Below are 19,136 nucleotides of genomic sequence, written 5' to 3'. Positions count from 1 at the left end.
GTGCAGAGCACGTCGCGCCGCAGGTGCGACGGCGTTCTGGACGCAGACGAAGGCGAGGGTGGTCGTGGTGGAGGCGGTGGCTGAGGACATGGGTGTCAGTCGGTGGTGGCGTAGCCGGCGGTGGACTGCTGGTCGGCGAACAGGCTGTCCCGCGTCGCGAGCGCGACGCGGACGAGCGCGAGCATCACTGGCACCTCGATGAGCGGGCCGACGACGGTGGCGAGCGCGACGTTGCTCCCGATACCGAAGACGGCGACCGCGACGGCGATAGCGAGTTCGAAGTTGTTCGACGAGGCGGTGAATGCGAGGCTCACGCTCTCGGCGTAGTCGAATCCGAGGACCGCGCTGACGCCGTACGCGATGGTCCAGAGGCCGACGAAGAACACGAACAGTGGCGCCGCGACGAGCAGTATCTGGCCGGGGTTCGAGACGATGTAGTCGCCCTTCAGCGCGAACATCACGACGACCGTGAACAGCAGGCCGAGCAGCCCCAGGGGGCTGATGCGCGGAATCACGCGGTCGTAGTACGCCTCCCGGCCCATCGTGTTGAACGCCGCCTTCTGGACGAGATAGCCCAGAAGGAGCGGGAGGCCGAGGAACACGCCGACCATCTGGGCGATGAGCCCCATCGACACGTCGACGGCGGTGTCCCGGAGCACCGTGAGGAAGAAGAAGGCGTAGGGCACGAACAGCGCGATCTGGAGCAGGCTGTTGACGCCGACGCAGACCGCGCACATCTCCTGGTTGCCGGCGGCGAGTTCGTTCCACACGAGCACCATCGCGATACACGGCGCGATGCCGACGATGATGAGGCCGGTGACGAACCCAGGGTGGCCGCCGAGGAAGAGCGTGGCGAGGCCGTACATCAGGAACGGTGCGACCAGCCAGTTGAACGCGAGTGTGACCGCAATCTCGCTGCTCGCGTTCCGGGTGACCCGGGGGATGCGCTCGTACTCGATTTCGGCCATGATGGGGAAGATCATCACGAACAGCCCGACCGCGATGGGGAGGCTGGTGCCGTGCCAGGTGACGGCGTTCAGCGCGTCCACGACCCCGGGTGCGAACCGCCCGAGTGCGACGCCGAGCACCATCGCTAGCCCGATCCAGAGCGTGAGATAGCGGTCGAGCAGCGGGAGGGAATCGTCAGTGGAACTGGCGGACGCGGCGTCGGTGCTCACGCCGACCCCTCGCTCATCGTCGCTCCGTCCGTCGTTCCGCCGTCTGCGACGGCGAACAGGCTGTCCGCGAGGCCGGTGCTCTCGTAGTACCGCCAGTTGCCGTCCTTCCGGCGGGCGACGAGGCCGGCGTCGACGAGGTCCGAGAGCGCGTGGCTGACCGCGCTCTCGCTGACGTCGACGAGCGCTTCGAGTTCGCAGACGCAGCGCTCGTCGCCGGCGACAGAGAGCACGCGGGCGAGGCGATACCGCGTCTCGTTCCCGAGGACCGCGAACACGGTCTGGGTGTCGTCATCGGACTCCGTCCGACTGCCTGAGGGACTCCGTTCCTCACCGTCCGCGAACGCGGTGGCCGCGAGCCCCTGCAGTTCGTCGAGTCGTCGCTCCACGTCCGCGTCACAGCACTCGCCGAGTTCGTCGGCGAGCAGTCGGCGCAGGCGAGCGGTGGACTGGCTCATTGCGAGCTACTTGAAAACTTGCTCAGATAGGCGTTTCGAGTTGAATGCGCGTTCAGATAGACTGGTAGTGTGCGGGAAAGCGGCGGGCAGTCCGACCGCCACGCCCCATGTCGTAACGTATTTGAATTTCACCGCGCTACGGTCGAGTGCAGTGTCCGGGGTAGGGTAGTGGACTATCCTTCAGCCTTGTGGAGGCTGAGACGCGGGTTCGATTCTCGCCCCTGGACCTCGTTCTTCGAGCGACAACGTGGCGAGCGACCGCTGTGGGTGTCGCTCGTCCGCGTCGTGAGCTGTCGAGCGTCCGGCGAGAAACGAAGCACGAGAGTCGCAGCGCGAACGGAGTGAGCGACCGTCTTTCGGCGGTTCGATTCTCGCCCCTGGACCTTCTCACACCCGAACCGCGCAGCGACCGCTTTGCGTGTCGCAAGCGTTCGGTCGGTTAGTGAAGTCCAGCAGGCGAGATCGAATCCTGCCAGTGGCAGCCCGCGCAGCGACCGGCGGGAGCGAGCAGGAACCTCTGGACCCGGTTCGATTCTCGCCCCTGGACCACCTTTCCTCGAACGTCAGCCGACCAGCGCCGCGTAGCGTTGCACGCGCTTGATAAGCGATGGTTACTGCTCGGCGCACTCGGTGTCGTCTAGTCCGGCGAGTTTGTCGCGGAGCGCGGCGTAGGTGTCTGCACAGCTCTCGGCGGGGTCACGGTGGGCGGCGCGGGTCGCGAGGGTGTCCCAGTCGCCGACGAGCGCGAGGTGTTTCCGGGCGCGAGTGAGCGAGACGTTGAGGCGGCGCGGGCCTTCCTCGGGGTGTTCGAGGAAGCCGGCGTTGGCGTCGGGGTTGCTCCGCGCGAACGACACCACGATGGCGTCGCGTTCGCCGCCCTGGAAGGAGTCGACGGTGTCGACAGTGAGGCCGTTCGTATCGCGGTCGAGGCCGCCGAGCCGCGACCGGATCTCCCGGACCTGTCCGCTGTACACGGCGATGACGCCGACGTCGGCGGGGGCGACGCCGGCGTCCAGGAGGGTTTCGACGCGGTCCGTGACGACGCCGGCTTCCCGGGGGTTACGGACGGACGCGCCGCGCTCCTCGCGGCGTTCGTTGCCGGCCACGTCCACGAGGGAGACGGCCGGAAACCCGGGAATCGTCCAGTCGGCGTTCGCGCTCGCGGTCTCCAGGCGGCCGCCGTAGAACGCCTCGTTCGGGAACGCGGCGATGGCCTCGTGCATCCGGTACTGGCGGCCGAGGAGCACCGCGACGTCGTCGCCGTAGCGCTCGACGAGTGTCTCGAAGAGGGACGGCCGCATCTCGCCTTCGCCCGACTCGGTGACGCTGAACGGCGGTAACTGGCGGTGGTCGCCCGCGAGCACGAGTTTCCCGGCGGCCCGGAGCGCGATGGCGGTTGCGGCGCGACTCGCCTGCGTGGCCTCGTCGACGACGGCGACGTCGAAGTCGTTCGCGTCGAAGGCCGCCGCGCCGCTGGTCGTCGCCGCAACCACGTCGGCGTCGTCGATGGCCGTCTGCCGGTAGTGGTCGGCGACGACGCGATTCCGGGAGTGACGGCCGTATCGAGCCACGCGAACGTCAGGGTCGTCCGCGACGGCGGCGTGTAGCGTGCCCTCCTCGCGCTCGTCTGGCGTGCTGTCGCCGACGAGGAGGTTGTCGACGGCCTGGTTCGAGTGTGCAGTGACGAGCACGCGTTGGCCGCGCGCGACAGCGTGGGCGACGAATGCGGTGAGCGTGCGCGTCTTCCCGGTGCCGGGCGGCCCGTGGATGCACGCCACGTCGTCGGCGGCGACGGCCCACGCGAGCGCGCGGCGCTGGTAGTCGTTGAGTTCGACGCCGGAGCGACGCGTCGACGGAAGCGCGCCGAACGACAGGTCGCGTTCGCCGGTGAGCAGGCGGCGTTTTGGTGGTGTTTCCCAGACCGCGTCGATGGCGTCCCGCCGCCGGTCGTAGGGAACCGGGTTCAGGAGCGCGCGGAGCCAGAACGGGCCGGCGTCCTCGAGCGCGGCGGCGACGCGGCCCGGATTCTCGACGCGCTCCCAGGACGGCTGGAGCGTGACGACGGGACCGTCGATGGAGTCGATCCGCGCGGGAATCGGGAACGCCGCGTCGAAGGCGTCGAGCACGACGCTGTTGTCCGGGTAGAGGTCGAGACTCGCGACGAGGTCGACGTCCGCGGGAACGCCGTCGTCGGGTGCGTACTGCACCGTCAGTTCGGCGGGACGGCTCGCACCGTGGGATTCGGTGGCGACGAGCACGAACGGGCCGTCGACAGCGCGCTCGTTCACGAGGCGAGCGAGGTCCGCTTCGGCGTGGTCGGTCCAGTTCGCGCGTCGTTCGGCCGCGCGCTCGTCGGCGACGGTGTCCCGAAGGCCGTCGAAGAACGCCCGGCGCTCCCCGCCGGAGAGCGGGTCTGTGGACGATACGCTCGCGGGCGGCGCGTCGACGTGACCGAACGGGTCGTCGCGGGGCGCGTACTCGGGATGCCAGAACCGTACCCGCCACGCCAGTTCGGTCGCGAACAGGTCTTCAAGTTCCGTGTAGCGGGCCGTCCCGCTGACGCCGAACTCCTGGTCGTGCCAGCCCACCGTGTCAGCGTCCGGGTTCCAGCGCACGTACTCGTCGGTGGGCGCGGGGTCGTCCTCGCGGTGGAGCGGGACCACTCGGCCGCGGCCGTCCGGCGCGTCCACGTCGACGACGCTCGCGGCGTTGTCGAGGGCTGCTCGCGTGGCCGCGACGTCAGGGCCGTGGTACGCGCTCGTCGAGCGGAGCGCGTCCTCGGTACCGGCAAAGAGGTCGGCGTCGTGGAGCGACCACTCTCCATAGAGGCGGTCGGTGTCGGGCGCGGACGCGTCGGACATCGGGACTCGCGAGGTAGCGCCCGGACGGGCAAGAGCGTGCTGGTTACTGGCCGAGGCGGTACGCCACGGTCGGGAACCGACTACCGACTGCTCGCGCGTCGGGCCGGCGTGTCGGCGTCCGTCCCGCCGGACTGGATGATGTTGAACGCGGTCATCAGGTCGGTGCGGGAGATGAGGCCGACCATGCCGCCGTTCGCGTCAACGACGATCAGACGGCCGACGCCGTGTTCCTGCATGGCGTCGAGGGCGTCCATCGCCTCCGAGAACTGCGGGATGGTGTACACTTCCGGAGTCATCACGTCGTCCACGCGGAACGCGTCGCGCTCGACCTCGTCGACCCGACGCGCGTCTTCGAGGGTGACCATGCCGGCGAGCTCGCCGTTCCGGACGACCGGGTAGCCGGTGTGGCGCTCCTCGAACATGCGCTCTATCAGGGTTGTGACGGAGTCCTCGGCGTCGACGGTCTTCACATCGCTCTCGGGTGTCATCACGTCTGCCACCTCGACGCCGCGGAACGCGGCGTCCATGACGGTCCGCTGGGCTTCGCTGGACGCGCCGATGTAGATGAAGAAGGCGATGCCGATGAGGATGAGGTTGAACCCGAGCAGGCCGACGATGCCGAGGATGACCGCGAACACCTTCCCGACCTCCGCGGCGAGCTGGGTGGCGCGGGCGAACGACCGGTTGCGCGCGAGGAGAGCGCGCAGCACGCGCCCGCCGTCCATCGGGAACCCGGGGAGGAGGTTGAACGCGGCGAGCGCGAAGTTCATCAGCGCGAGGTAGCCGACGAGGAACCGGACGAGGTCGAACGCGCCGGGCAGCAGGCCGAGGCTGGCGTACGCAACCACGCCGATGAGGATGCTGACGACGGGGCCGGCGACGGCGATGAGGAGTTCGTCACTCCACTTCTCGGGCTGCTCGGAGAGGCTGGCGATGCCGCCGAGAATCCACAGCGTGATGGAGTCGATGGGGAAGCCGAATCGCATTGCTACCACGGAGTGCCCGAGTTCGTGGAGCACGACGGTGACGAACAGGCCGACGGCGGCGACGCTGCCGAGGTACCATTCGGTGTTGCCGTCCGTGAGCGCGGCGGTGTCGAGTTCCAACAGGAACGGCGCGTTGTTCAGGGTGTTCGCCCACAACTCGACCTGCGTGCCGATGAGGTACGCGAACACGGGCAGAATAATCAGAAACGTGAGGTCAACCTTGATCGGAATGCCGAACGCGCTCCCGACCGTGAAACTGCGCATACGTCCTGTTGGACCGACCGCCGCTTAAAGTCGGGGTGTCGACTGGGGGTGGTCTGGCTCCGTCCGGTGACACGGGTGTCGCCACGCGACAGCGATGCCAGCGAACTGTTAACACGCCTGGCAGCCAATCCGGGGTATGGCCTGCCCTTTCCTCTCGTACCGACGCGAGGTCGGCGAGCAGTCCTTCGACACGGAGCGGGCGTACTGCACCGCCGCCGGGGAGTTCGTCCAGCCGATGCGGGCGGACATCTGCAACGACCGCTACGACCTCGAACACGACGAGGACTGCGAGATCTATCTGGAGCACGCTGACGACGCCGACGAAGCGAGCGGCGACGCCGACGCAGCGACCGAGGACGACGGCGCCGCGGACAACAGTACCTCGGAGGTCGACGAATCGTGACCTACGCGGAGTACCTCGCGAGCGACCCCGTGGTCGTCACTGCAGCGCTCACCGGCGGCGTCCACGGGAAGGAGGCGAACCCGAACCTCCCCGAGACTCCCCAGGAGATCGGACGCGCCGCCGCCGAGGCCGAGGACGCGGGCGCGGCGGTCGTCCACGTCCACGCCAGAACGGACAACGGCGAGCGCTCGTTCGACACCGAGCGCTTCCAGGAAATCGACGACGCCATCCGCGAACACGCCGACGACGTCGTCATCCAGCACTCCACGGGCGGTACCGCCGCACCCGCCGAGGTCCGCCACCAGCCACTCCGGACGGATCCGCCGCCGGAGATGGCGAGCCTCGATATGGGGCCGCTGAACCGCTACCAGCACCTGACGAGCGAGAATACTCGCGCGCTCGTCGACTCGCTGTACGACGAGATGCGCGAGAAGGACATCAAGCCGGAACTCGAGGTGTTCAACGACGGCCACCTGAACGAAGTTCACCAGTTCATAGAGCGCAGGGACCTCGCTGACCCGGTGTACGCGACGCTCATCTTTGGGGGCGGCACGCTCACTCAGCCCCGTCCCGAGAACCTCCTACACTCGGTGTCGAACCTCCCGGAGGGCGCGGTGTTCAACACGCTCGGGTTCGGCCAGCACCAGTTGCCGTTCGCCACGATGGGCGTCCTGCTCGGCGGCCACGTCCGCGTCGGCCTGGAGGACAACGTCTACTACGAGGCCGGCGAACTCGCGGCGAGCAACGCCCAACTCGTCGAACGCGTCGTTCGCGTCGCCGAGGAACTCGGCAGGCCCGCCGCCTCCCCCGACGAAGCCCGCAACGTCCTCGGCCTCCGTGGCCGCGACGACCAACCCTAAATCCCGGGACGCCCAACGCTCGTCCATGACCACGACCGAGTCGACTGACGCCGTGATTCGCCGCGCCGACGACGCCGACTACGAGGACGTCGGGGCCGCCGACGGCATGCGGAAGGGAGTGTTGCTGGACGAGTCGGACGGCGCGCCGAACTTCGCGATGCGTCGGTTCGTCCTCGACCCGGGCGCGAGCGTCCCCGAACACACGAACGACGTCGAACACGAGCAGTACGTCCTCGAAGGCGAGTACACGGTCGGCATCGACGGCGAGGAACACACCGTTTCGGCGGGCGACAGCCTCCTGATTCCCGCCGGCGTCGTCCACTCCTACGAGAACGACGGCGACCAGCAGGGCGCGTTCATCTGCGTCGTTCCCAATGGGGACGACGAAATCAAACTGGTGGAGTAGGTCGTTTCTGCGGTCAACGTTCGAACTCGCCGTCGACGATGCTCGCGGTCACCGACGCCGTGTAATCAAGCAACGGCGGCCAGTCGGACCCGGTGCCCGCGTCGGAACCGACCTGCCGGGAGTGGATGTCCTCTCAGACCGTCGCGGTGCCGAACGCAGCGAGCGCGCTCGTACAGCGGTTGCCGTCGGGTTGGCACGCCCCGAATACGTCCCTACAGGGGCTTGGTTGTTCGGAACTTGCGTAACCGAAACCATTTACTCACCGCTTTCTCGCACCAATTCTATGTCACTAGCGAGGATCGTGCTGGCTCTCGTCGCGCTACTGGTCGGTGCGACCGTCGCTACGCCGGTGGCCGCGGGAGCGAACTCGCAATCCGACTCGACGAACTGGCAGACCCTCGAATCCGAGCACTTCCTCATCAAGTACCAGTCCGGCTATCAGGCCGACGCCGAGCGCACGCTACAGTACATGCGCTTCGCGCGGAACCACACGCTGGATGTGTTCGACACCCGACTCGAGAACAAGGTCGAGGTGTACGTCCACCCGTGGGACGAGTACAGTCGCTCCAAGTGGGCCGTGTACACGGAGACTCAACAGGCGGACGACGGGAACGGACTCGACGCTGACGTCCACCTTATGGCACCGTCCGAACGACCCTCCCCGACCCAGGAGGAACGCCGGCGGTTCTTCCGGCACGGGATGACCCACGAGTACGCGCAGACTCACATGTACTACGGGATGCTCCAGAACGGCAACTGGGTCTCGATGCCGAGTTGGCTCAACCAGGGCATCCCGGAGTACGTCGCGATGTACCACACTACCGACGACATCCAGAACAGCCAGTTCGAGCAGACCGAGGTGGTTCGGGAGATGATCACACAGGACAGCGGCTACCTGATGTCGATCTCGCAGGAACCGTACAAGAGCGGCCCGCTCGTCGTCAAGTACATCGTTGATGAGTACGGCTGGGACGCGGTGATGGGCGTCCTTCGCACCGAGCACTCGAACGCACTCCTCGCGTTCGAGTCGAATCTCGGCGTGTCCGTCCGGGAGTTCCAGGATCGGTGGTTAGTCCACGCGAGCGAAGAGTACGGCGGTGACTATCCACAGGCCGAAGCACGCCTGGCGGACACGAACGCACACCGAACTGAGGACCTGCTGGTGCGCCTCGATTCGAAAAACGAGACTATCGACGAACTCCGTGCGCGACTCGCAGCGCAAAAGGAGACCATCGAGGAACAGGACGAGACGATAGCTTACCTCCGCGACGCCCTCCAGAACCAGTCTGACGGTGCATCCACAACCGACGCCGCAGACCCCGCGGAAACCACCGATACGTCGGCGGGTTCGTCCGGAGTGTCCAGTCCAGGATTCGGCGCTGGCGTCGCGCTGTTGTCCTTGCTGGCCGCGGGTGCCATCGCAGTCAGACGTCGCGGCGGCTGACCGGGCCGACACGACCCCCGCGGTTCGTCCCCGAAGGCCAGAAGCCGAACCGCTGAAATACCGTGGTCGACTAGTCACTCGCAGTGTCTGAGCAGGTCCAGCGCGTGGATACGCTCTTCTTGCACGAGGCGCGCGACCACTACCTCGCGGTGGCGCGCCGGGACGAGGAGCGACTGTTCCGCGCGAAACTCGAGGTCGCGGAGAAGGACGCCGGCCCGCGACCTGGTCGATTCCGCACCAAGACCGATAGTGGGGAGGAGCCACGCAACCCCGACGAGTTCGTGGACATCGCGCGGCGTGCGGGCCGCATCCGCATCAGCGAGCAGACGTCCCGGAGCGGGCGGGCGGAACTCCAGGAGCTACTCGACGCCTACCAGTTGGACGCCAAGGTGGTGCGGACGTGCCGACTCTGCGCCGGGAAGGGACGGTACTCGCCAATCACGTCCGAAACCGCTATCGAGGCCGACGGGGAGTCCATTTGCCCCGATTGTGCACTCCGGGAACTGGAGCGCGAGATCGCGTTCTCCGGGCAACTCACGGGGACCGCCCACGACCGCCTCGAGGAGTTGCTGCTCGACGTCCAGGACTTAGACCGCATCACGGGACTGCTACAGGGGAACCTCGACCCCGACCTGACGAAGTTCGACGAGGTGAGCGCGACCACCGACGACATCGACCCGGTGCCCGTCACGGACCTCGACCTCCACCCCGGGATTCAGGGTCTCCTTGAGGACCGATTCGAGGATTTGCTGCCGGTGCAGAGCCTCTCCGTCGAGAACGGCCTCGTGGAGGGCGACGACCAGTTGGTCGTCTCCGCGACGGCGACCGGGAAGACGCTCGTCGGGGAGATGGCGGGACTGCATCGCCTGCTCTCCGGGAACGGCAAGATGCTGTTCCTGGTGCCGCTGGTGGCGCTCGCGAACCAGAAACACGAGGACTTCGAGGACGAGTACGGCCACCTCGCGAACGTCACCATCCGCGTCGGCTCCTCCCGCATCCGGGACGACGGCCACGCCTTCGACCCGACGGCGGACATCGTCGTCGGCACCTACGAGGGCATCGACCACGCGCTCCGCACGGGGAAGGACCTCGGCGAAATCGGGACAGTCGTCATCGACGAAGTGCACACGCTCAAGGAAGACGAGCGCGGCCACCGCCTCGACGGCCTCATCTCGCGGCTCAAACATTACTGCGAATCCCAGGCGGAACGCAAGCAGGACTACACGGGCGCGCAGTGGGTGTACCTCTCGGCGACGGTCGGCAATCCAGGAGAACTGGCGCGCGGCCTCGACGCGAAACTCGTGGAGTTCGAGGAGCGCCCGGTGCCCATCGAGCGCCACGTCACGTTCGCGGACGGCCAGGAGAAACCCGACATCGAGAACAAACTCGTCAGGCGGGAGTTCGACCAGGAGTCCTCGATGGGGTACCAGGGACAGACCATCATCTTCACGAACTCGCGGCGGCGCTGCCACGAGATATCCAGAAAACTCGACTACCCGTCGGCGGCCTACCACGCGGGCCTCGACTACGGCGAGCGCAAGTCCGTCGAGCGGAAATTCGGAAATCAGGACATCGCGGCGGTCGTGACCACCGCGGCGCTCGCGGCGGGCGTCGACTTCCCCGCGAATCAGGTCATCTTCGACTCGCTCGCGATGGGCATCGAGTGGCTCTCCGTCCAGGAGTTCGAGCAGATGCTCGGACGCGCAGGCCGCCCGGACTACCACGACAAGGGCAAGGTCTACTTGCTCGTCGAACCGGACGCCGCGTACCACGGTTCCATGGAGGGGAGCGAGGACGAGGCCGCGTTCAAACTCCTCAAGGGCGAGATGGAGGACGTCGTCACGCACTACGACGAGACGGCGGCCATCGAGGAGACGCTCGCGAACGTCACCGTCGGTGGGAAAGCCGCCAAGCGACTGAACGACCGCATGATCGGCGACGTGCCGACGAAGCCGGCGCTCAGCAAACTCATCGAGTACGAGTTCATCGACGGCTTCCAGCCGACGCCGCTCGGGCGCGCCGTCACCACGCACTTCCTCGAACCCGGCGCTGCCTTCCAGATTCTCGACGGCGTCCGGAAGGGCGCGGACCCCTACGACGTCGTCGCGGAACTCGAGTTGCGTGGGGAAGAGGAGTAGCGTGGTTCGGAGCGACCGCAGGGAGCGAGAACCACGTTATTGCGAGCGGTGAACGTAGAGAACCGCGAGCGACTGTAGCGAGTGAGAACCACGAAGTAGTGAGCGGCGAGCGAAGCGAGCCGTGAACAGCGAAGCCGCTCGGAAGAGGCGAGTGGCGAAGCGCGCCGCGCTGTTCTCACACCAGCAGGAGCGCCGGCAGGAACGCGACGCCGGCGTACGCGAGCAGGATGACGAGTATCGCGCCGGGAATCCCGCCGACCGCGACCACCAGCAACGCGAGCGGCGTCACCGCCACCTCGGCGCCGAGGTACTGCGCGAGCAGGATGACCAGGAGGCCGAGCACGGCGTTCACGATGAACGGTTTGATGGCGCGAATCACGGCGTACGCGCCGAACAGCGCGACGAGCACGACGGCCAGGATTCCGATTTCGAATCCAGTCGCCATACTGCGTGGTCGTCGCCCGCCTCGAAAGGCGTTGTGGCGGCCAGCGTCACTGCCAGGGCGACTGTGAACGCTTCGCGGTGGGCCGAGCGGAACGAAACCCTTACGCCGAACGCCGGGGTACGTGTGTCTGCGGGACCGTAGGGTAGCTTGGTATCCTTCAGCGTTTGGGACGCTGTGACCCCGATTCAAATTCGGGCGGTCCCACTTTTCGCGACGCGAAAATGGGAGCACGAGAGACGCTCGTCTCTCGGCGGTCGCACTTCTCTGCTGGGCTAACTCGGCGAACATCCTCTCCGGGCGTACAACATTAAGTCGTCTTGAAGAGAACCGTCTCGTAGTGAATCAACATTCCCGCCGTGGCCTGTTGTCGGCAGCGCTGGCTGCGACAGTACCGGTCTTCTCGGGGTGTACAGAGATTCTACCTGGGCCTGATGGCTCTCGAGTCCCTCGTCACGATATGACTGTCATCAATCAGGGTGAGCGAGCAGTGTTCGACATCGTCGTTTCGGGGAGAGATGATACTCCACTTGTTCAGAAGCCACTGGAGATCCCTGCGAGTAAGACTGACACCTTCACGTTCGAGGGGAGTCCACAAACGGTCGAGGTGCGCGTGAACGGCCTTCACCAGATCGAACAGTGGCCAACGGTGGTCAACGAGGGTGGTTGTGATGGTGGTACCACCAGCGCACTAACGCTCACCTTGGGTCCTCATGGGGAACTGTATTTCCAGTTTGGGTGTGAGTCTCCCGCTTGAACCCGTCTGCGAACAGTTCCGCCGTGTGGTTGGTGTTCTTCGTCTCCGAGACGGCTCTGCTCCGTAGAGCTACGACTCAGCGACATTCTGTAGTCTCATCTCCGGTCGAATGCGCTCCGAGAGTTTACAGTCGAAAGCGTCCGTCACACGCTTCCTACCCGTCAGTCAGGTTGGAGTCCGCGGACGCACCACCACCGCCGAATCGCCGCCGAACCGGGCCGACGACACTCACCAGTAGAATCGCCCAGCCGAGTACCGTCATCACGACGCCGAACACCTGGTAGAACAGGTGGTTACAGCAGTAGTAGCCGCCCCCGGTCGCGCGGAGGAACTCGCGGAGTCCGTAGGCGACGAAGACGCTGCCTGCGGCGGCGCCGGCGGCGTGCTGGAGGAGGTCGGTTGGCGAGTCGAATTGCCGGCGCGCGAGGACGAACGCGGCCGCGCCGAAGACGAGGAGAACGATCTCCTCCGCGAACGGGAACACACCGAACTGGGCGATAGACATGCAGCAGCCAAAACAGGTCGAATATGTAAATACTTCCCTACTTACCAGACAGGCCGGGACACGTTACCGGTGATTCACTCGGCGTCCGTACCGAGCGCGGCGGGTTCGATTCATAGCCGATTCGCGCGAAACAGGTGCAGAACGTTATGTACACGGCCGTAGACGTCGGGACATGCACCGATGCTCGCGGTTATGGTGGAGCGAGCACACTCTCCCGGTGCTCACCACTGGGCTTGCAGTCGCGTCACTCGCGTACCTTCCGTTCAGTTACGCGCCGGGACTGTCGGACGTTCCGAGTATCATCGTTCCGTTCGTCCTCTCTCTTGTGGTCGGCGCCTTCACGTTTCAACTGCGGGAGCGAGGGTACGAGACCACGCAGATCGAACAGATCGGTCGATTCGGGTGGTTGGGGGTAGTTATCGCGTCGGTCGTCGGTGGCTGGTGGGCGCTGAGTTCGGTCCGCCGCGGGGCGTCGTTCGTCTCCGTGAGCGACCAACTGCTCACCGTCCTGAGCGTCGGCCTCGGCGCCGGAGTGCTGCTCGGCAGTTCCACCGCTCGACAGGAGCGCGTTCGGCCGTACGAGGGACACGACCGCGTTCTCGCGGAGGGAACGTGGACCAACTACTCCGGGCCGAACCCCGTGTTGGTCGCGGTCGTCGAGCAGCTCTCGGAACTCGAAGGAAGCGATCCGATGGACGTGGACACTCCGTTACACGACTACATCGACCCAGATGTCCTCGAGAAACTGACTGCGCGCAACGACAGCCAGTGGCAACTGCGGTTCTACACGGACGGGTACCAGATTCGGGTCAGTGGCCAGGGCACCGTGACGGTGTACGACGCTGATTCGTGGGCGGACGACCGCGTCGTAGGAGACGGCCGGGCGCTCCGATGAGCGGTCCTGCCACTCGTCCCGCTCTCCACTGACTGGTGGCGAATTCGAGCACACCGCAGAACGGACGTTCTCAGCTGGTGGCCAGTTCTTCTACTTTCGATGGGGTTTGCGAACCTTCATAGGCGAGAGGGCGTAACCTACTCAGGACAGAATGGCGCAGGCCGCAAACCAGGAACTCGTGGACAGGTTCGAGGAGTTCTTCCGCCGGTACTACAGCGACGACATCGGGGAACTCGCCCGCGAGTACCCGCGGGAGTCCAAGTCTCTCGAGTTGGACTGGCGGGACCTCTACCAGATGGACCCGGATCTGGCCGACGACTTCATCAACCACCCGGACCAGCTCACGGAGGCCGCCGAGGAGGCCCTCAGGCTGTACGACCTCCCGGTGGACGTCAGCCTCGGTCAAGCCCACGTCCGCCTGCACGGCCTCGAGGAGCACACCGAAATCCGGGACATCCGCGCTGAACACCTGAACACGCTCATCAGCGTCAAGGGGATGGTGCGGAAGGCGACCGACGTCAAGCCGAAGATCGAGCGCGCGGTGTTCGTCTGCCAGCGCTGTGGCGCCGAGACCGAGGTGCCACAGGGCGACGCGGGGTTCCAGGAGCCATACCAGTGCGAGTCCTGCGAGCGCCAGGGGCCGTTCAAACTCGACCCCGAGCGCTCGGAGTTCGTGGACGCCCAGAAGCTTCGCATTCAGGAGTCCCCCGAGGGACTGGCGGGCGGGGAGACCCCACAGAGCATCGACGTTCACATCGAGGATGACATCACCGGCGAGGTGACGGCGGGCGACCACGTCACCGGTACGGGCGTGCTCCGTCTCGACCAGAGCGAGGGGACCAACGAGTCCCCCGTCTTCGACCTCTACATGGAGGGTGATTCCATCGTCATCGAGGACGAGGAGTTCGAGGAGATGGACATCACGGAGGAGGACAAGGAGCAGATCGTGGAGATCTCCGAGCGCGAGGACATCTACGAGCAGATGGTGGACTCGATGGCGCCCGCCATCTACGGCCACCGGGAGGCGAAACTCGCGATGATGCTGCAGTTGTTCTCCGGCGTCACGAAGAAACTCCCCGACGAGTCCCGCATCCGCGGCGACCTCCACATGCTCCTCATCGGGGACCCCGGTACGGGGAAGTGCGTTCGCGGGAACACGACGGTCACACTCGCGAACGGGACCCAGCACGAAATCCGGGACCTCGTCGAATCGAATCTCGATGACCCACAGCCAATCGACGACGGCGTCTGGGACGAGGCCGACCTGAAAGTGCCGTCACTCGCGCCAGACGGTACACTTACGCAGCGGCGCGCGACGAAGGTCTGGAAGCGAGAAGCACCCGATAAGATGTACGAGGTGCGGACGGCAAGCGGTCGTGAGGTGACGGTGACGCCGAGTCATCCACTGTTCGTACCCGGTGCGCTCGGCCACGAGGCAGTTCGCGCCGACGAACTCAGTGAGGGGCAACCTATCGCGGTCGCACCTGACACCGTTAGCACTGAGAAATCGTTGAGCACAGACGGTGGGGTCGTTGCAAAGAGTTCCGGCGAGTGCAGTCCGGACGTACCCGTGGAAATCGAATGGAGTCGCATCGAATCCATCGAACCAGTCGAACCCGAGGACGACTGGGTGTACGACCTCGAAATCGAGGGGACGCACAACTACCTGACGAACGGCGTCATCTCGCACAACTCCCAGATGATTTCCTACGTGCAAAATATCGCACCGCGCTCCGTCTACACCTCCGGCAAGGGCTCGTCTTCTGCCGGTCTCACGGCGGCAGCAGTTCGCGACGACTTCGGGGACGGCCAGCAGTGGACCCTCGAAGCGGGCGCGCTCGTGCTCGCGGACCAGGGCGTCGCGGCGGTGGACGAACTCGACAAGATGGCCGCAGAGGACCGCTCGGCGATGCACGAGGCGCTCGAACAGCAGAAGATCTCGGTGTCGAAGGCGGGCATCAACGCCACCCTCAAGTCGCGGTGTTCGCTGCTCGGCGCGGCGAACCCGAAGTACGGGCGCTTCGACCAGTACGAGCCAATCGGCGAGCAGATCGACCTCGAACCCGCGCTCATCTCGCGGTTCGACCTCATCTTCACGGTGACGGACGAACCCGACGAAGAGGAGGACTCGCGGCTCGCCCAGCACATCATCCAGACGAACTACGCGGGCGAACTCCAAACCCAGAACAATCGCCTGGCGAACGCGAATCACTCCGACGAGGAGATAGAGAGCCAGACGGAGGCGGTCGCGCCAGCCATCGACGCGCCGCTACTCCGGAAGTACATCGCGTACGCCCGGCGGTCGTGTTACCCGACGATGACCGACGAGGCGAAGTCGGCCATCGAGGAGTTCTACGTCGACTTGCGCTCCCGCGGCCAAGACGAGGACGCGCCTGTCCCCGTCACGGCCCGGAAACTCGAAGCACTGGTGCGTCTCGCGGAAGCGTCGGCGCGCCTGCGGCTCTCCGACACGGTCGAGATAGACGACGCAGAGCGCGTTATCGGTATCGTGCGCTCGTGTCTGCAGGACATCGGCGTCGACCCGGAGACCGGTGAGTTCGACGCCGACGTCGTCGAGACGGGGCGCTCGAAGACCCAGCGCGACCGCGTGAAGAACGTCAAAGCGCTCATAGAGGAGATCGAAGAGGAGTACGACGAGGGCGCACCGATCGACGAGGTCCTCGACCGCGCCGAAGAGATCGGCATGGACGCGGAGAAGGCCGAACACCAGATCGAGAAGCTCAAGGAGAAGGGAGAGCTCTACCAGCCGAACAAGGATCACCTGCGTGGTATCTGATGGACCGTATCTCAGCCCTCCGGAACGTGGAGGACGCACTCGCGGATTTCGAGGAGGGCGACGCCGCGCTGGGGGACGTCGAGGACCGCGTGCTGGGGGTGCTACGAACGTATGCGACGGAGTTCGAGGACGAGAGTGCGGCGGCGTTCCGCGCGACGGGCGACCCCGCGGTCGAGGGCGTGGTGGTCGCCGCGCCGAACGCCGAGGCGGCCCACGAGCGGGTTGCCGAGCGATTCGAGGGTGCCGTCCCGGAGTTCGACGTCGAACGCGCTGATTGATTCACATCTCCGAAAGTAATTTTTAGCTGCGGGGATACGCGCAGGTAGTGCTGCTCGTCGTCACGTACTCGCAGGCCGCACGCCAGAGCCTGCGGAACGTCTGTCAGACCCACGGGGACTGCGTCGTGCGCCGGTTCGGGCGCGCCGCGCTGCTGGAGGCGACGGAGTTCGGCGCGTTCCAGGCACTGCGTTTGCGGGAGAAACACGCTGGCGACGTGCAGGTCGAGCGAACTGTCCCGTTGAACGAGTTCGCGGACGTCCCCGAGCGCGTGCGGGACGCGGCAGCGGCCTACGGGTCTCGGGAGTGTGCGAGCACGCCGTACACGAAGTTCGCGACGGGCACCGACCATCCGAGTCCGGAGTCGATGACTGACGCGGAGCTATGAGGGTGGCGTTCGACGGAATCACAGAACAGGGTCCGGCGGTCGACCTCCGAGACGCCGACGTCGACGCGAACGAGGTGCTCGCGGCTGTACGCGACCCGGACGACGACCGCGTTCGGTGCGCGCGACCCCGCTCCCTTCACGAGCGTGTCGGCTTCCTCCACTGTGACGCCACGGTGTCCCCGGTGGCCGCGCTCGCGGCGGCGGCGCGGTCGCGTGGCACTCGCAGCGAACACGACGACGCGATTCTCGAGACCGAGGACGCACTCCAGTCACTCGACGTTCCGGACGTCGACCTGGCGTCGGCGCGCAGACGCGTCGCCGAGACGGAGGCAGACGTGACGGCGCTCCGGGAGCGGGTGGCGCGAGCGAGCGGCGAGGTCGCTGCGCACCGTTCGCTCGACGCGGACGAAGGCGACGTGGAGACGGCCCACCGGACGGCGGCGCGGGAGCTCGCAGTCGCGGAGACGGAACACCACGCCGCCAGGGAGGCGCTCGCCACGGCCAGGCGGCGTGCGCGTGACGCTCGAGACGCTCGGGAGCGCCGTCTCGAACTCGAGGACCGACGCGAGAACCTCCGGCGGGGGGCTCGCCGGGAGCTCGCGGCGGCGTTCACGCCGTCGTTCGAGCGGGCCCTCTCCGCGCTGCCGGTGCCGGGCGAGCCTGCTCCCCTCGGCGAGTTCGACGGCCCTGCGTGGGCGGCGGTGGCGGCGATAGCGCGCGTGGCGCGGTTGAGTGCGCCGCTCGTCGTCGCCGACGTCTTCGAGCGCGCGCCCCGAGCGCGAGCGGCCCTCGACGCGCCGGTGTTGCTGGTGGAACTTTAAGCCCGATAGCGCCACCACCCTACGCCATGCGACTGGAGACGGAGGCGTTCCGGCGCGGTGGGGTGACGCTCGTCGCGGCGCGCGTGACCAACGACAGCGACGACCCGCGGCGAGTCAGGGTCGCGGACCGCTGTGGTGGGTCGGTGCTGCCGCCGCGGACGAACGGATTACCGATCGCCGGCTGGGACGACGGCGGCTGGGAGGGCGTCGTCGACGCCGGGGAAACCCGGCCCGTGGGGTACGCGACGCGAGCACCGCCCACAGACCCACCAGCAGATGTCGTGTGGAGCGAGCGCGCGGCGAGCGACCCGACGCCCGCGGCGACACTCGACGACCTCGGCGACCCGCGGCCGCCCCGGGACGCGGTGACGCCGCCGGCGACCGACCTTCCCGACGGCGTACGGGAGTGGCTCGATGGGGTTTCTCGGCGCGCGAGCGACGGCGAGAACACGCGCCGCGACCGCGAAGGACTGCGGGCGCTCGCGGCGCGAACGAGCGTGCTCCGTGAGTCGGTCGGCGGCGAGGAGGCGGCCGCCGCCGAGGCGGGGCGCGGCGAGGGCCGTGAATCGAGGCGAGATGGGTGATTCTCGCGGTCTGCGGCGGGAAAGGCGGCGTGGGGAAGACGACGACGGCGCTGAACCTCGCCGCCGAACTGGGCGCCGTGCTCGTGGACGCGGACCTCGGGATGGCGGACGTGCCGGCGGGACGCGGCCCGGACCTCCACGACGTGCTCGCGGGCCGCGCGACCGCCGTCGAGGCGGTGCAAGACGAGGGCTACGAGGGTCCGTCGGGCGTCCGTCGGTTGCCCTGCGGGCGAACGCTGGCGGGGGCGCGCGAGGGTGACCCCCGCGAACTCGTGGGGGTTCTCGAGCGCGTCGACGAGGAGTACGGTGACGCGGTCGTGGACTGTCCGGCGGGGTTGCGCGCCGACGTCGGCTTGCCGCTGCTCGCGGCGGACGCCAGCGTGCTCGTGACGACGCCGGACCGCGCGGCCATCGCGGACGCGCTGCGGGCGCGGTCGCTCGCGGTGGAACTGGACGCGGGGCTCGCAGCGGTCGCGTACAATCGCGCGCGTGGGTCGAGCGAGCGCGTCGCGGAGACGCTGGGCGCGCCGGTCGTCGCGATTCCGGCCGACGAGCGGGTGGACGCGGCGCTCGCGTCGGGGCGACCCGTGCGCACCGTCGCGCCGGAGTCGAAGGCCGCGAGGGGGTACGCGTCGCTCGCGGAGCGGGTGCGAGTCTGCGAGGAGTAGTTCGCTGC

Annotated in this window: 18 protein-coding genes and 2 tRNA genes; 14 read left to right on the top strand and 6 right to left on the bottom strand. The window is 66.9% G+C overall.

Features of this window, described 5'->3' with window-relative positions; all coding sequences use genetic code 11:
* Positions 1-95: 95 nt before the first annotated feature.
* Both arsB and LT970_RS11180 read right to left on the bottom strand, forming a co-directional pair.
* On the bottom strand, positions 96-1,178 hold the full coding sequence (gene arsB / locus LT970_RS11185) for an ACR3 family arsenite efflux transporter (protein ID WP_232686554.1): 1,083 nt from the start codon (positions 1,176-1,178) through the stop codon (positions 96-98).
* Complete coding sequence (locus tag LT970_RS11180) at positions 1,175-1,633, bottom strand: ArsR/SmtB family transcription factor (protein WP_232686553.1); 459 nt, start codon at positions 1,631-1,633, stop codon at positions 1,175-1,177. The genes arsB and LT970_RS11180 overlap by 4 nt, the downstream gene beginning before the upstream one ends.
* 154 nt (positions 1,634-1,787) lie before the next feature.
* On the opposite strand from LT970_RS11180, the gene LT970_RS11175 reads away from it, so the two are divergent.
* Positions 1,788-1,860: transfer RNA gene (locus LT970_RS11175), tRNA-His, on the top strand.
* A 384-nt stretch (positions 1,861-2,244) separates the two neighbouring features.
* On the opposite strand, the gene LT970_RS11170 is transcribed toward LT970_RS11175, so the two are convergent.
* Together LT970_RS11170 and LT970_RS11165 are read right to left on the bottom strand one after the other, a co-directional pair.
* A complete protein-coding gene (locus LT970_RS11170; protein ID WP_232686552.1) occupies positions 2,245-4,494 on the bottom strand; it encodes an AAA domain-containing protein in 2,250 nt (749 codons plus the stop codon).
* A gap of 80 nt (positions 4,495-4,574) precedes the next feature.
* Complete coding sequence (locus LT970_RS11165; protein ID WP_232686551.1) at positions 4,575-5,744, bottom strand: CBS domain-containing protein; 1,170 nt, start codon at positions 5,742-5,744, stop codon at positions 4,575-4,577.
* Between the two features lie 136 nt (positions 5,745-5,880).
* On the opposite strand from LT970_RS11165, the gene LT970_RS11160 reads away from it, so the two are divergent.
* From LT970_RS11160 to LT970_RS11140, 5 genes are all read left to right on the top strand, one after another.
* Complete coding sequence (locus LT970_RS11160; protein WP_232686550.1) at positions 5,881-6,147, top strand: hypothetical protein; 267 nt, start codon at positions 5,881-5,883, stop codon at positions 6,145-6,147.
* Entirely contained in the window at positions 6,144-7,007 is an 864-nt protein-coding gene (locus LT970_RS11155) for a beta-keto acid cleavage family enzyme (RefSeq protein ID WP_232686549.1), read from the top strand. Before LT970_RS11160 ends, LT970_RS11155 begins: the two co-directional genes overlap by 4 nt.
* A gap of 25 nt (positions 7,008-7,032) precedes the next feature.
* Positions 7,033-7,413, top strand: a complete 381-nt coding sequence (locus LT970_RS11150) for a cupin domain-containing protein (protein ID WP_232686548.1) — start codon at positions 7,033-7,035, stop codon at positions 7,411-7,413.
* A 283-nt stretch (positions 7,414-7,696) separates the two neighbouring features.
* Positions 7,697-8,857 (top strand): PGF-CTERM sorting domain-containing protein, encoded by a 1,161-nt coding sequence (locus LT970_RS11145; protein ID WP_232686547.1) that lies wholly within the window; start codon positions 7,697-7,699, stop codon positions 8,855-8,857.
* An 83-nt stretch (positions 8,858-8,940) separates the two neighbouring features.
* Complete coding sequence (locus tag LT970_RS11140; protein ID WP_232686546.1) at positions 8,941-10,995, top strand: DEAD/DEAH box helicase; 2,055 nt, start codon at positions 8,941-8,943, stop codon at positions 10,993-10,995.
* 175 nt (positions 10,996-11,170) lie between these two features.
* On the opposite strand, the gene LT970_RS11135 is transcribed toward LT970_RS11140, so the two are convergent.
* A complete protein-coding gene (locus tag LT970_RS11135; RefSeq protein WP_232686545.1) occupies positions 11,171-11,440 on the bottom strand; it encodes a pro-sigmaK processing inhibitor BofA family protein in 270 nt (89 codons plus the stop codon).
* A 131-nt stretch (positions 11,441-11,571) separates the two neighbouring features.
* Between LT970_RS11135 and LT970_RS11130 the strand changes: the two genes are divergently transcribed.
* A tRNA-Pro gene (locus tag LT970_RS11130) sits at positions 11,572-11,644 on the top strand.
* Positions 11,645-12,348: 704 nt separating this feature from the next.
* Here the strand turns inward: LT970_RS11130 and LT970_RS11125 are convergent.
* Entirely contained in the window at positions 12,349-12,699 is a 351-nt protein-coding gene (locus LT970_RS11125; protein WP_232686544.1) for a hypothetical protein, read from the bottom strand.
* Between the two features lie 172 nt (positions 12,700-12,871).
* On the opposite strand from LT970_RS11125, the gene LT970_RS11120 reads away from it, so the two are divergent.
* From LT970_RS11120 to LT970_RS11090, 7 genes are all read left to right on the top strand, one after another.
* Complete coding sequence (locus LT970_RS11120; protein WP_232686543.1) at positions 12,872-13,594, top strand: HalOD1 output domain-containing protein; 723 nt, start codon at positions 12,872-12,874, stop codon at positions 13,592-13,594.
* A gap of 151 nt (positions 13,595-13,745) precedes the next feature.
* The gene (locus LT970_RS11115; protein WP_232686542.1) at positions 13,746-16,391 is read left to right on the top strand and encodes an ATP-binding protein; all 2,646 of its coding nucleotides are present in this window, start codon (positions 13,746-13,748) and stop codon (positions 16,389-16,391) included.
* Positions 16,391-16,669: a DUF7854 family protein gene (locus tag LT970_RS11110; RefSeq protein WP_232686541.1), complete on the top strand. Its 279-nt coding sequence runs from the start codon at positions 16,391-16,393 to the stop codon at positions 16,667-16,669. The genes LT970_RS11115 and LT970_RS11110 overlap by 1 nt, the downstream gene beginning before the upstream one ends.
* Before the next feature lie 47 nt (positions 16,670-16,716).
* Positions 16,717-17,055 (top strand): DUF7855 family protein, encoded by a 339-nt coding sequence (locus tag LT970_RS11105; RefSeq protein ID WP_232686540.1) that lies wholly within the window; start codon positions 16,717-16,719, stop codon positions 17,053-17,055.
* Positions 17,052-17,876 carry a DUF7856 family protein gene (locus LT970_RS11100; protein WP_232686539.1) on the top strand — a complete coding sequence of 275 codons (825 nt, stop codon included), beginning with the start codon at positions 17,052-17,054 and terminating at the stop codon, positions 17,874-17,876. The genes LT970_RS11105 and LT970_RS11100 overlap by 4 nt, the downstream gene beginning before the upstream one ends.
* A gap of 26 nt (positions 17,877-17,902) precedes the next feature.
* Positions 17,903-18,460 (top strand): DUF7857 domain-containing protein, encoded by a 558-nt coding sequence (locus tag LT970_RS11095; protein WP_232686538.1) that lies wholly within the window; start codon positions 17,903-17,905, stop codon positions 18,458-18,460.
* The gene (locus tag LT970_RS11090; protein ID WP_232686537.1) at positions 18,457-19,128 is read left to right on the top strand and encodes a MinD/ParA family ATP-binding protein; all 672 of its coding nucleotides are present in this window, start codon (positions 18,457-18,459) and stop codon (positions 19,126-19,128) included. Before LT970_RS11095 ends, LT970_RS11090 begins: the two co-directional genes overlap by 4 nt.
* Positions 19,129-19,136 lie beyond the last annotated feature (8 nt).

The sequence above is a fragment of the Halobacterium zhouii genome, from assembly GCF_021249405.1.
Lineage (GTDB): Archaea > Halobacteriota > Halobacteria > Halobacteriales > Halobacteriaceae > Halobacterium > Halobacterium zhouii.
The sequence above is the reverse complement of the archived record's forward strand: the minus strand, read 5'-3'. Positions and strand labels throughout refer to the sequence as shown.

What these genes read in the sequence shown, in the direction of transcription:
- LT970_RS11180 (WP_232686553.1), bottom strand. Translation starts at nt 1,633, where the DNA reads ATGAGCCAGTCCACCGCTCGCCTGCGCCGACTGCTCGCCGACGAACTC.
- LT970_RS11170 (WP_232686552.1), bottom strand. Translation starts at nt 4,494, where the DNA reads ATGTCCGACGCGTCCGCGCCCGACACCGACCGCCTCTATGGAGAGTGG.
- LT970_RS11165 (WP_232686551.1), bottom strand. Translation starts at nt 5,744, where the DNA reads ATGCGCAGTTTCACGGTCGGGAGCGCGTTCGGCATTCCGATCAAGGTT.
- LT970_RS11160 (WP_232686550.1), top strand. Translation starts at nt 5,881, where the DNA reads ATGGCCTGCCCTTTCCTCTCGTACCGACGCGAGGTCGGCGAGCAGTCC.
- LT970_RS11150 (WP_232686548.1), top strand. Translation starts at nt 7,033, where the DNA reads ATGACCACGACCGAGTCGACTGACGCCGTGATTCGCCGCGCCGACGAC.
- LT970_RS11145 (WP_232686547.1), top strand. Translation starts at nt 7,697, where the DNA reads ATGTCACTAGCGAGGATCGTGCTGGCTCTCGTCGCGCTACTGGTCGGT.
- LT970_RS11135 (WP_232686545.1), bottom strand. Translation starts at nt 11,440, where the DNA reads ATGGCGACTGGATTCGAAATCGGAATCCTGGCCGTCGTGCTCGTCGCG.
- LT970_RS11125 (WP_232686544.1), bottom strand. Translation starts at nt 12,699, where the DNA reads ATGTCTATCGCCCAGTTCGGTGTGTTCCCGTTCGCGGAGGAGATCGTT.
- LT970_RS11120 (WP_232686543.1), top strand. Translation starts at nt 12,872, where the DNA reads ATGCACCGATGCTCGCGGTTATGGTGGAGCGAGCACACTCTCCCGGTG.
- LT970_RS11115 (WP_232686542.1), top strand. Translation starts at nt 13,746, where the DNA reads ATGGCGCAGGCCGCAAACCAGGAACTCGTGGACAGGTTCGAGGAGTTC.
- LT970_RS11110 (WP_232686541.1), top strand. Translation starts at nt 16,391, where the DNA reads ATGGACCGTATCTCAGCCCTCCGGAACGTGGAGGACGCACTCGCGGAT.
- LT970_RS11100 (WP_232686539.1), top strand. Translation starts at nt 17,052, where the DNA reads ATGAGGGTGGCGTTCGACGGAATCACAGAACAGGGTCCGGCGGTCGAC.
- LT970_RS11095 (WP_232686538.1), top strand. Translation starts at nt 17,903, where the DNA reads ATGCGACTGGAGACGGAGGCGTTCCGGCGCGGTGGGGTGACGCTCGTC.